Genomic DNA, 12,157 nt, shown 5'->3' on the forward strand with positions numbered 1-12,157 from the left:
GGAGGCAAGATTTCGCCAGCCCCATTCGGTGACTTGTGCATGTTGTATATAGACCACGATACGGGCTGCACGGGCTGCGATCTCGCTCGGCAACCGGTCAGCAGGAGCGCTGCCATGTCCAATCCGCGGTGCTGTGGTTCGGGGTCACTTGTTTTCAAGAGGCGTCGTAATAATTCCGATACCAGTCGACGAAACGGGCAAGACCATCACGCAAGGGGGTGGCGGGGGAAAACCCCACCGCCTCCTGCAATTCACCCACATCGGCATAGGTGGCAATAACGTCCCCGGCCTGCATGGGCAGCCATTCGATGTCGGCCTTGCGCGCCAGCAGATCCTCCAGGATCGCGATGAAATCCAGCAGGGCTACTGGGGTATGGTTGCCAATATTGCAAAGACGGAAGGGGGCATCGCTGGTACTCGGATCCGGCCGCTCTGTCGACATCGGAGCAGGGCGCGGTGCGAAGTCCAGGAGCCGTACCACGCCTTCGATGATGTCGTCGATATAGGTAAAATCCCGGCGCATCTGACCATGGTTGAAGACGGGGATAGGCTCTCCGGCAAGGATCTGGCGCGTGAACCGAAAATAGGCCATGTCCGGTCGGCCCCACGGTCCGTAGACCGTGAAAAAACGCAAACCGGTGCACGGAATGCCGAAGAGATGTGCATAGCTATGGGCCATGAGTTCGCCGGCCCGCTTGCTGGCGGCGTAGAGACTGAGCGGATGATCGACCCCGTCGTGGACGCTGTAGGGCAGGCGGGCGTTGGCGCCATAGACCGAACTGGAGGAGGCGAAAAGCAGATGGTCCACGGCCTGGGCGCGACAGCCCTCCAGAATATTGGCGAAACCGACCAGATTGCTGTCGACATAAGCGGCGGGATCCTGGAGGGAGTGGCGGACACCCGCCTGGGCCGCAAGATTCACCACCACATCAAAATGTGGCCCGGTGAAGAGACCTGCCATGGCCTCCCGATCGGCAAGATCCACAGTGTGGAATTGAAAGTCTGGATGGTTTTCCAGATGCGCCAGGCGATCCCGCTTGAGGGCGGGGTCATAATAGGTGCTGAGGTTATCAAGACCGTGTACGATCCACCCTTCGGTCAACAGACGGCGGCACAAGTGGTAGCCGATGAAGCCCCCCGCACCGGTGACGAGAATCCGCCTGCTCATGAGAAAGCCTGCGCCATGAGGATGTGCAGACAATGACCGCTCCCTCCCTGCACCGCACCGATGTCTGCTCCCGCACAGCGGATTATGCTATCCTCCCCGCAACTCCGCCGAATGGAGTCCGGCGCGGCCTCGTTCCGTCTCCAGGTCGTTGATGAATATGCCAGGGTTTTTATCCCCCGCAGGTTGCTTTCCAAGTTCATCGATATTCTCCATCTGTATGATTCAATTTAAGATACGCGGCACTGCTCAGCAGTGGCGATACAGCCTTGCCTTAATCGCCATCAAGGATTTCCGGCCTTTCCACCTGTGGTCTCACCTCCGGCCGCTCGACATCGGGCCGTTCGATTTCGGGGCTATTGACCTCTGGGCGCTCCCCCTCATTTTCGGATTGCTCCCAGTCACCCCGCGCGCCCTGCGCCATCTGTGGTAAGGCGGGCAAATCAAAGTCCATGGGGTTGACGCGGAAGGTGACGCTTTCCACCGTGACGACTCCCGGGGCTTTGACCTGCCCACTGATGGCGACCATGCTGCCTGCCCGCATGTCCGCGGCATCGCCGTTTTCATAAAGGGTGTGGGAACCCTCCACCAGAGATACCCCGTGGGTGGTCCAACCGTTATCGCCGCGAGCCAGGTAACCCACCAGGGACACCCGGTTGCCGACGTCCTGCGCCGCCAGTGCAGCGGGGGTCACGCTTTCCACGCGGGCCTGCCCATCGGTGTAGGTACCCCGGACCACCACGGACTGACCCACCCGGAGGGGCTGGAGCAGTGCCCCGTTGACCTTGAGTTTCGTTGCCCCGACTTCCAGGGTGTTCTGACTCGGATAAAGGGCGTCCACCTGGCCCCGCAGTAGCAACGGGACCCGGGCGGGCGCGGTATCCGCCGGATAGAGACGACGGATCGCCGTCGCCAGCCAATGGCCATTCCCCCGGTCCAGGCCGCTGATCGACACTACGTCACCGGCCTTCAAGGCCGTGAAGGACAGGGATTGATCCGAATCATGCACGGTGACGGGGGTCGTTTTGCCCGCCTGGATGGTCTCGCCGAGAATGGTGAGTTGTCGCTTGGCCGCATCGACTTCGGTCACCCTGCCGATCACGGCATGCTCCACCCGTACGTCCTGGGCGATCGCCCGCCCGTCGGCGGCGGCCTGGACCGTGACGCGGTCCCCGAGATGCAGGTCTTTTGCCGTACCGGCAGCGCCGTCGACGCTATAACGGGTCTGGGGGCTCAGGGCATATTCCTGACCGTTGACGTAGATGCTGCCGAAGCGCTGGATCACCCCCAGGGCCGTGATGCCCGTCCCGCCGATGCCCCCGGGCTGGATGCCCGTGCCGCCGATGCCACCGGGATGGATACCGGTGCCCCCGATGCCCCCGGGATGGATACCCGTGCCGCCGATGCCATCCGGGGTGGCGCCCGATCCACCAACACCACCAGCCGGGTCGGGAAGGGCCCATGCCCCCGGCAGAGCTACCAGGCCCAGGACCAGGACCCACCAGCGTAGGGCTTTAGGCATGTGGCTCGTCCTCCGCGGCCGGTTCCTCTGTCGATTCCGCCGCGGCGTCTTCTTCATAGTAATAGACCCCCAGGCGCAGCCGCCGCTGCGGCCCTTCGGGTGACTCGGCTGTATTCAGCCGCTGATGGGCCTCGCGCAACAAGCGCTCGCCCATCCGGTAGAGTTCCGGTCGCGCCTCCTCCAGCACCGCCGCCGGCAGCGCATCGAAATACAGCGCCCGCTCCAGAAAGGGCTTCCCTCCTTCCAGGTTGTGTACCGCGCTGCGCAGGTGATCGCCGACGTTCTCCCCCAAAAAAGCGACTTGGTCTTCGGGTAGATCGGAAATATACGCAGCGCGCAGCAGGTGCACCACGCCGTCCTGCTCCTGGGCCACCCCCACTCGGCCCAATTCATCCAAAATAGCCCGTGGGCGCATGTCGGCCTTGACCTTGCGCGCCAGACCCTCAAAGCTCGGGGGCGCCTCGCTGCGTAGGGGCAGCGACTTGGGTTGCCCGGAAGGGTCTGCATAATCCGCCATCGACACCCAGGCCGCCACCACCTGCGCCGCAATGTTGGCCCCATGCCGCAACATCGGCCGGTCCCCGTGCTCTTCCAGCAGAAGCCGCAGCCGCTTGACCTCCTTGCGGTGGATCCCGGTCAGCAGGCTGACCCGGCTGTCCGTCAGCGGCCGCCCGGCGGTCTCCCCATAGTGCTTGCTCGCCTCCGCCACATACACCATTTTGAGCGTGTCCGTCAGCGCCCCATAGGTCCACCCCTGTCCGATCAGATACCGGACCAATGGGCGCAGGATCGCCAACACCGCCGTTTTCAATACTCCATTCATGGCCTGCCCAGGTTCGCCTCAATCAGTGTTCACGTTCAGCATAGCACGTGGTGGTATATATTCCCACTCATGCGCAGATTGCTTGACGTGGTAAAATATCCCACTATACTGATCATACGGCAGCGGAATGCCGTATGTCGACCGGCCATCGGAAATTGAAGCCGTTATGTACCAGATAACCTAAGTGCGCGAACTCAATGACCGGGCGGCGCTTTGCCGGGGAGCGGTCCGTAGTCCGCACAGGAGAACGGCACGAGTGTCCGGCAGGAGTCTGGGTGGTTATTGAAAGTGGTAAAAATTACCACTAACCTCGTTTCAGGTGCCGCGATCGGTAGCATTTCCCAACAATGGAGAGAGTCAAGGAGGGTGTTATGACAACCACTTATGAACAACAGCGAGTTCTACACGACGAAGCTCCCCTTATGCTGGGAGCTTGGCAGTTTGCACCCGAGATGAAGCCGGTGAGGGATGTCGACGCCACTGTCGACACTATTTGCGGCCATCACAGCCCGCACGCGGTGCGCATCTTTCTCGACGGCGCCTGGACGACATTCTGTATGGATTGCTGGCGCAGGAATCGCCGTTCCTACCGCCGTCCGGATGGCTTATTGCCGCAGACCGAATCTTCCTCTGAACAAGTCTCACCGGCGACGATTCGGAAAACCTTCGGCAAGCCCTATCTCCAATCTCTCCGTTCAGGAGGGCGGTGATGAAACCGCTCATACAGCGGGGAACGGAGCGATACCGCTGCCTGCCCGTTGCGCAGGTGGTGGATCCCATGCCCACCAGCCAACGCTACGCGGGACGGGAAATCCGGCAGAATTTGTTGTTTGCCGGTGATTCCCCGTCCTCTCCCGGGACTTTCGTAGCAACGGGGCAGCGGATACCCACAGTGGCCTTGCACCACTGGTCCGCCGCAAAGCATGGGCGATCGGCGCGACGAGTACTCCTCTATTCTCATGACACCTTTGGCCTTGGCCATTTACGGCGGAATCTGGCCATTGTCGAGCACCTCATGCAGCGTAAACCGCCTTTTTCCGGGATGCTGCTGACCGGTTCCCCCATGGCCGGCTCCTGGCCGATGCCGATCGGCCTGGAGGTGCGAGCCATCCCTCCCGTCATCAAGGTTGGTGCCGAGGAATATGCGGCCAGGGACCCTTCCTCCAGCTTCGAGGTGGTCAAGGCACAGCGCGAGGCGGCGATCCTGGACGCCCTTGCCTCCTACCGACCCGACTTCTTCCTGGTCGATCATGCCCCAGCGGGAATGAAAGGGGAGCTTTTGTCGGCGCTGCGGTTCATCCGGGAGGAGATGCCGGCGACCCGCACCGTGTTGGGGCTGAGGGACGTCATCGACAGCCCTGAGACCGTGCGCCAGGTTTGGCAGGCACAAGGCATCTACGAGTTGCTGGAAAGGGAATATGACCAGATCCTGGTTTACGGCAGTCGCCACCTGTTCGACGTGGTGAGTGCCTACAAGCTTTCACCGAAGGTGGCGGCCAAAGTGCGCTACTGCGGTTATGTCGCCCGCACGGGCCTGCACGGCGTTCCGGGCGTGCTGGTGGCACCGTCGGGTTTGCCGGTGGTTCTCGTTACCGTCGGCGGCGGCGGCGATGGATATGCCTTGGTTGATGCCTATCTTGAGGCCTTGCGCCGGATTCCACAGAACACGGTGCACAGCATCGTCGTTCCCGGGCCGCTCATGCCGCCGGACCAGTATCAGACGCTGGCCAGGATTGCTGCTCAGCGCCCGGACATCCAGATTATCCCCTATACCACCGAACTCGTGGGCTTGCTGCACATGGCTGATCTGGTGGTGGCGATGGGGGGGTACAACACCACCGCGGAGATCCTTGCCGCCAGGAAGTCGGCCATCCTGGTGCCACGCTCGACACCGCGCATGGAGCAATGGCTTCGCGCAACGACGTTGAGCCAGCTCGGGCTCGTGTGGATGATCCAGCCCGAGGAAGACCTGGTCGACCGACTGGTGGAGCTGGTGCCGGCCGCCGTTGCCGGCGACCGTCCGTCGGGAAAGCAGTGGGATACCGTGGACCTGGGGGGCGTTCACCGCGTTGCCGAGGTGCTGGAAGAGATGCTCCATCCCGGCGCGAGCACGGAGGTATCCCTATGACGGCGACAACCCCGACAGTAGGTTATGTACTGAAGCGCTATCCGCGCCTTTCGGAAACTTTTATCCTCAACGAAATGCGCGCACTCGAGCGTCTGGGTACCCCCCTGCACATCTTTTCGCTCCTGCGGCCCGAGGACGCCCCCCGGCATCCCACGGTTTCCGAGGTCCGGGCGACCGTAACCTATCTTCCCCTCACCTGGCCCCGGATCATTTTTGCGGTAGCCAAGGGCCATGCCGTCGTGGCAGCCCGGGCACCGCTACGCTACCTGCATGCCACCGGGCTCGCGTTGTGGTGGTCTCTCCGTACCCGTCGGCCACTGAGCGTCGGGAAACAGTTTCTGCGTTCCGGTTATGTGGCGCATGGTTGTCTGCAGAACAACGTTCAACACCTCCACGCCCACTTCGCCAATGCACCCGCCACGGTCGCTCGCCTGGCCGGGGTCATGTGCAATATTCCCTACAGCTTCACAACGCACGCCAAGGATCTCTACCTGACCCCCCAGGAAGCCATGCGCCGACGGATCAAGTCGGCGCATTTCGTCCTCACCTGCACCCGCTACAATGTCGAATACCTGCGCGGTTTTCTGCCGCGCCAGGACTGGGACAAAATTCATCTCGTCTACCACGGTATCGATCTCGCGGCCTTTCCTCAGGGTGATTCTTTTGCGGGTTTTCCGCCGGGGGAAAATGCCGATCTGCCCTTGATCCTTTCGGTGGGTCGCCTCGTCCCCAAAAAAGGGATGCGGGACCTGGTTACCGCTTGCCACCTGCTGCACAGCCGGGGGATTGCCTTTCGCTGCGTCATCATCGGTGAAGGCCCGTTGCGCCAGGAACTGGAGAGCCACATCGCCGAGCTGGGCCTGACGGCTATGGTAACCCTGCCGGGCGCCATGGCTCATGACCGCCTCCTGGCATTTTACGGACAAGCAACCGTTTTCGCTCTCGCCCCTCATGTAACGGAGGACGGAGACCGGGACGGCATCCCCAACGTCCTTGCGGAAGCCATGGCGGCTGGCACGCCCGTGGTCTCCACCGCGGTTTCGGGTATCCCCGAATTGATCGAAGACGGCCGTACCGGGCTGCTGGTACCGCCGCGGGACCCGGTGGTGTTGGCCGACACCCTGGAACGAGTGCTTGTCGACGCGCCGCTGCGGCGCCGCCTCGCGACGGCGAGCCGGGGCAAGATAGAGGAGCGCTTCGAATGCTGGGAGACCGCCAAGGCCCTGCGCGCCCTATTCGTGCAGAGTGTGCAGCCATGAATATCGTATACCTGTGTGCGGATCGCGGTATTCCCGTCCTCGGGGACAAGGGGGCGTCAGTGCATGTGCGGGAATTTACCACCGCGCTCGCACGCGCCGGGCACGAGGTCACGCTACTCTGCGCCACGCAGGGGGAGGGGAATCCTTACCCACCGGCGCGGCTGATCGAGTTGCCGCCCGACGCCGATCCCACAGAGATCCGTAACGAGGGGGAAAGGCTGGGAATCGGGCAGGGGGAATATGACCAGACGATGCGCCGGGAGGTCGACAAGCTGATCTGCGACCGCCGGCTCGCGGCGCGCGCCCTGGATGCCTTGGATGCGGCAGGTGTACGCCCGGATGCGCTCTATGAGCGTTATGCGCTCTTTCATCGCTCCGGCGGCGACCTCGCCAGCGCTCTGAGGGTGCCTTACGTGCTGGAAGTGAACGCGCCGCTGGTCTACGAGCAGGAGCGTTTTCGGGGATTACGGTTGAAGGCCATGGCGGAGGATGCGGAAGTCACGGCCTTCCAACGGGCCGACCATATCGTGGCCGTGTCAGAGGCCGTTCGTGAGCACGTGCTGTCCCGGCAGGTGCCGGTGAATCGCGTGACGGTGCTACCCAACGGGGTGGATATCCGCTGTTTCCATCCGCAAGCGGATGGACAGTGGATTCGCACACGCCATGGGCTCCATGGGCGACCGGTCATCGGCTTCGTGGGCAGCCTGAAGCCCTGGCATGGCCTGGATTTTCTGCTCGACGCCTTTATGCTGGTCAGCCGACAGTGGCCGGAGGCCGTGCTGTTGGTAGTGGGTGAAGGTCCCGGCAGCGCCGCCCTCCAGTCCCGTGCGACGGAAAACGGTCTCGCTGGCAAGGTCATCATGACCGGGCGCGTACCCCACGAAGATATCCCCGGCTACCTTGCCGCCATGGACCTTACGGTAGCGCCCTACCTCCCCCAGGACGGGTTCTATTTCTCGCCCCTCAAAGTGGTGGAATCGCTGGCAGTCGGACGGCCCGTGGTGGCGCCTCGAATCGGCCAGTTACCCAGCCTGATCGAGGATGGCGTGACCGGTCTGCTCTTCCCGCCGGGGGACCTTGCGGCCTGTGTCGGCTGCATCCTCACCCTGGTGAACGGGCCGTCGCGGCGGCAGGCCATGGGGCACCGTGCCGGCGAGGCGGCAGGGGGGATCTTCGGCTGGGACAAAACCGCCCGGCAGGTGACGGAGATCATCGCCGCCCTGCGATCCGGGCCGATGTGATGGATGCGGTGATGGACCAGAGGCAACCCCCCTTCTCCCTTTGGGAACTGCGCCGGTTTCTGCGTCCGCACTGGGCGGCGCTGTCCGGTGCGGCTCTGGCGATGACGGTGCGGGCCATGGTGTTGCTGGTCATTCCCTGGCCCTTGAAGTTCGTCATCGACAGCGTAATTTCCCAGAAACCTTTGCCTGTCTGGCTTGCCGGTTTCCTGCCGGATCCCCTCGGCCATCGCGTGGCACTGCTGGATGTCCTGGGGATGGTCATGCTCCTGTTCGCCGTGGCCGACTCTGCGCTGGCCTACGCCGGGGGCCGCCTGCTGTTGCGTGTGGGGCAACGTGCCGTTTTCGATATCCGACGCAGCCTCTTCGCCCATCTGCAGCGGCTTTCGCTGGCTTTTCATCGCCGTCAGAAGAGCGGGGATCTCATGGCCCGGCTCGGCGGCGATATTCAGACCCTTCAGGACTTTGTCGTGTCGGTGGGAACGGGGCTCTTTGCCCACCTGCTCACCATCGTCGGCATGGCCGGGATCATGCTCGCCATCGACTGGCGCTACGCCCTGGTGGTGATAGCATCCGTCCCCTTGCTCCTGGTGATCACCCAGCGTCACACCCGGCGCCTCAAGCAGGCGTTCCGCCTGGCGCGGCGGAAAGAAGGCGAATTGTGGAGCATGGCGCAGGAAAGCATCGCCGGCATCCCTGTCGTCCAGGCGTACGGCCGGGAATCCTTTGAGGAAAACCGCTTTCGCGAACGCGCCGAACGAAGCCTGGATGCAGCGCTGGAAGCCAACGAACTGCAAATGCGTTTTACCCCCCTGGTGGGCGGCCTGGTAGCCGCAGCCGTGGGGATAGCGGTCTGGTACGGCGCCTCCCAGGTGTTGGCTGGGCGCATCACGACGGGCGAATTGCTGGTTTTTCTCGCCTACCTGCGCGGCATGGCGGCGCCTCTGCGTCAGTTCGCCAAGATGGCCGGAACCGTCAGCAAGGCGACGGTGGCGGCCGAACGCCTCGGGGATATCTTCGCCGAAGAACCCGATATCCGGGACGCCCCGAACGCCGTGCCTCTGCCATCCTGTACCGGTGCGCTGGAGTTTCGCTCCGTTTCCTTCGGTTACCAGACTGGTGAACCGGTGCTGAAGGATATCTCCTTCTGTGTGGATTCCGGCCGGACGGTGGCTCTGGTGGGCACTACGGGCGCCGGTAAAAGCACGCTGGTGAGCCTCATTCCCCGCTTCCACGATCCCGTAGAAGGCCGGGTCCTGCTGGATGGACGAGATCTGCGCGATCTGAAAGTCGCCTCTGTCCGCGACCAAATCGCCCTGGTCCTGCAGGAACCGCTCCTCTTCCACGGCACCATCTGGGAGAACATCGCCTACGGTCGCGCTGGTGCGGGGCGCGAAGAGGCCATTGCCGCAGCGCTGGCGGTTGGCCTCCATGACCTCATCGGGGGCCTGCGCGATGGCTACGACACCCTGGTCGGAGAGCGTGGGGCGTCGCTGTCCGGTGGGCAGCGGCAATGTGTCTCCATTGCCCGGGCCATGTTGCGGGATGCGCCTATCGTCATCCTCGACGAGCCTACCAGCGGGCTGGACACCTTCTCCGAGCGTCGCGTGCTGGAGGCATTGAATCGCCTCACCACTGGCCGCACCACCCTGGTCATCGCCCACCGTCTGGCGACCATCGCGGCCGCCGACCGAATACTGGTTCTCGAACACGGCCGCATCATTCAGGACGGCACCCATGAGCAGCTTCTCGCGCAAGGGGGCCAATATGCCCGGCTCTGGCAGCAGGGTTACGACAAATCATCCATGAGCATCACGCAGGAGGCAGTATGAAGCACATCGCAGTCATTGGTGTCGGATATGTTGGGTTGACGACCGCGGCCTGCCTGGCCGAGTTAGGGCACCACGTCACAGGAGTGGACATGGACGAAGGGAAGATCGTCCTGCTGCGTCAGGGCCAGATCCCCTTCATTGAACCAGAGCTTCCTGAACTGGTGGAACGGAACGTCCGGGCCGGTCGCCTCGATTTCACTACCTCTTACCAGGAAGCCATGCAGCATGCAGATATGGCCTTCATCTGCGTCGGCACGCCGCCGACTCCCAGCGGGCATGCCGACATGAGCCAAGTGGAAGAGGCCGCCCGGCAGGTCGCCCTCGCGGCGACGCAGTCCCTTGTTGTCGTCCTCAAGAGCACCACCCCTCCCGGCGGGAACGCGGAGCGCGTGGCCGCTATCCTGGCAAACCATCTGTCGCCGGGAATCGATGCCCCACTGGTCGTCAACCCCGAATTCCTCCGCGAAGGGTCGGCGGTATATGACACCTTCCACCCGGATCGTGTCGTGATCGGTGCCTGGGATGCCGCGGCTGCGGAAAGGGTGGCGGCGTTGTATGCCCCCTTGCGCTGCCCGGCCTTGTTGACGGACCCAGCCAGCGCCCAACTCACCAAATACGCCTCCAACGCCTTCCTGGCCACCAAAATCTCGTTTATCAACGAGATATCCCGTATTGCCGAGCGGGTAGGGGCCAATATCCATGCCATTGCCCAAGGCATGGGGTTCGACGAGCGCATTGGCGCCGAATTCCTGGAGTCCGGCCTTGGCTACGGAGGCTCCTGCTTCCCCAAGGACGTCCTGGCCCTCTCCGCCATTGCGGAACAGCAGGGGTATTATTCACAATTTCTGCATGCGGTCACGGACATCAACGCCGGCCAGTGCCGCCTCGCGGTGGAAAAACTCGGCGATGCGCTGGGGGGGTTCCATGGTAAGGCGGTATGCGTTCTCGGGCTGGCTTTCAAACCACAGACCGACGACGTGCGCGAGTCACCTGCCTTGTCCGTGATTTCCATGCTTTGCCAGCAGGGCGCCGTTGTCCAGGCCTATGACCCGGCCGCCATATCTACCGCGCAAAAAGTGCTGCCGCCCCATGCCGCCCTGGAATATTGCGCCGACGCCTATGCCGCGGCGCGGGGTTGTCATGCCGTCCTGATCGCCACCAACTGGCCGGAATTTCGCAGCCTCGACTGGTCGCGCGTCCACGCTTCGATGGCGGGTAAGGCGGTCATGGACGGTCGTGGGCTGCTTTCACCGGATGAGATGCGCGGGATGGGGTTCGAATATCTGGCCTTCGCCAACTAGGCACCCACCGGCGTTATCATTTTCACAGGAGAGGCTCAATCCATGCATATCCGCCGCAGGAAGCTCCTGGCCCTGGTCATGCTGGTCGTCTGTTACGCGGAATGCGGCCAGTCCGCGTATGCCCAGCCGTGGATTCCCCCGGCGGGGTCCGGGAAAATCAAGACGACGGTGAGATTTTATCACTCCGACCGCCTCTTCCCCAAGACTTCATTCAGCAGCAGCACCACCCCAACCCATTCAAAGCTTTCGGAGACGCAATTCCGTATCGACGGTGAGCAAGGGATCGGGCAGGGCTGGGCGCTGGTTTATCAACTGCGCGCCGCCCTGCTCACCAAATCCAAACCGAAGGCGTCCTATTCCGCAGGAGGGTTGCAGGATCAACAGATCGGCGTCTCCTATGGATTGCGACAGCGTGCGCACTTCGCCGACGCCATTACGGTCAACGCGATCATTCCCACCGGGCGGACATCGACCATTCCCCAGCTCGGGACCGGCGCCCTGGCCGTCGAACCGGATTACGAAGTGGGAGTAGAACATAATTTCGGGTCCCGGTTGGCCTACGCTGGTCTTTCCGTTGGCCCGCGTATCTACGTCAGGGATGGCGTGACGCAGATACGGGCCTCGGCGGTGGTGGGCGTCGGCCTCATCCGGCGCCTCACCGTCATCGGTACGCTGTTTTTTTCCAAAACGCTGGCCAGTAACGCGCTCGCGGTCAGCACAACCCCTAACGCCTCAGAATTCTACAATATATTGCGAGGTGGTGTCGGGCTCGAATACGCCGTTACCAAAAACGTGCGGCCGGTCATCGCCTACCAGATGGATCTGGCGGGTCAGAGCATCCATGCCGGCAGCAGGCTGGTGGCCGGTGTTTCCTGGCGTTATTAAAAGC

Annotated in this window: 10 protein-coding genes; 7 read left to right on the plus strand and 3 right to left on the minus strand. The window is 62.8% G+C overall.

Features of this window, described 5'->3' with window-relative positions; all coding sequences use genetic code 11:
- Positions 1–154: 154 nt before the first annotated feature.
- The 3 genes from F6A13_RS03840 to F6A13_RS03855 all read right to left on the minus strand — a co-directional run bounded on the left by F6A13_RS03840 (position 155) and on the right by F6A13_RS03855 (position 3,510).
- On the minus strand, positions 155–1,168 hold the full coding sequence (locus F6A13_RS03840) for an NAD-dependent epimerase (RefSeq protein ID WP_113527705.1): 1,014 nt from the start codon (positions 1,166–1,168) through the stop codon (positions 155–157).
- Positions 1,169–1,439: 271 nt separating this feature from the next.
- On the minus strand, positions 1,440–2,687 hold the full coding sequence (locus F6A13_RS03850) for a DUF5666 domain-containing protein (protein WP_126604998.1): 1,248 nt from the start codon (positions 2,685–2,687) through the stop codon (positions 1,440–1,442).
- Positions 2,680–3,510: a DUF6502 family protein gene (locus F6A13_RS03855; protein WP_113527182.1), complete on the minus strand. Its 831-nt coding sequence runs from the start codon at positions 3,508–3,510 to the stop codon at positions 2,680–2,682. The genes F6A13_RS03850 and F6A13_RS03855 overlap by 8 nt, the downstream gene beginning before the upstream one ends.
- Positions 3,511–3,881: 371 nt before the next feature.
- On the opposite strand from F6A13_RS03855, the gene F6A13_RS03860 reads away from it, so the two are divergent.
- From F6A13_RS03860 to F6A13_RS03890, 7 genes are read left to right on the plus strand one after another with little or no spacing between them, the layout of a single operon-like run.
- A complete protein-coding gene (locus tag F6A13_RS03860) occupies positions 3,882–4,220 on the plus strand; it encodes a hypothetical protein (RefSeq protein WP_113527183.1) in 339 nt (112 codons plus the stop codon).
- The gene (locus tag F6A13_RS03865) at positions 4,220–5,638 is read left to right on the plus strand and encodes a glycosyltransferase family protein (protein WP_151528106.1); all 1,419 of its coding nucleotides are present in this window, start codon (positions 4,220–4,222) and stop codon (positions 5,636–5,638) included. Before F6A13_RS03860 ends, F6A13_RS03865 begins: the two co-directional genes overlap by 1 nt.
- Positions 5,635–6,897, plus strand: coding sequence for a glycosyltransferase (locus F6A13_RS03870; RefSeq protein WP_113527185.1), 1,263 nt, complete (start codon positions 5,635–5,637; stop codon positions 6,895–6,897). Before F6A13_RS03865 ends, F6A13_RS03870 begins: the two co-directional genes overlap by 4 nt.
- Entirely contained in the window at positions 6,894–8,138 is a 1,245-nt protein-coding gene (locus tag F6A13_RS03875) for a glycosyltransferase family 4 protein (RefSeq protein ID WP_151528107.1), read from the plus strand. The genes F6A13_RS03870 and F6A13_RS03875 overlap by 4 nt, the downstream gene beginning before the upstream one ends.
- Positions 8,139–8,149: 11 nt before the next feature.
- On the plus strand, positions 8,150–9,967 hold the full coding sequence (locus F6A13_RS03880; RefSeq protein WP_225981943.1) for an ABC transporter ATP-binding protein: 1,818 nt from the start codon (positions 8,150–8,152) through the stop codon (positions 9,965–9,967).
- A complete protein-coding gene (locus F6A13_RS03885) occupies positions 9,964–11,268 on the plus strand; it encodes a UDP-glucose dehydrogenase family protein (protein ID WP_113527187.1) in 1,305 nt (434 codons plus the stop codon). Before F6A13_RS03880 ends, F6A13_RS03885 begins: the two co-directional genes overlap by 4 nt.
- 42 nt (positions 11,269–11,310) lie before the next feature.
- Positions 11,311–12,153 carry a hypothetical protein gene (locus tag F6A13_RS03890; protein ID WP_126604999.1) on the plus strand — a complete coding sequence of 281 codons (843 nt, stop codon included), beginning with the start codon at positions 11,311–11,313 and terminating at the stop codon, positions 12,151–12,153.
- Positions 12,154–12,157: the final 4 nt, after the last annotated feature.

This window comes from Acidithiobacillus sp. 'AMD consortium' (assembly GCF_008926505.1).
In the GTDB taxonomy this organism is placed as follows: domain Bacteria; phylum Pseudomonadota; class Gammaproteobacteria; order Acidithiobacillales; family Acidithiobacillaceae; genus Acidithiobacillus; species Acidithiobacillus ferridurans.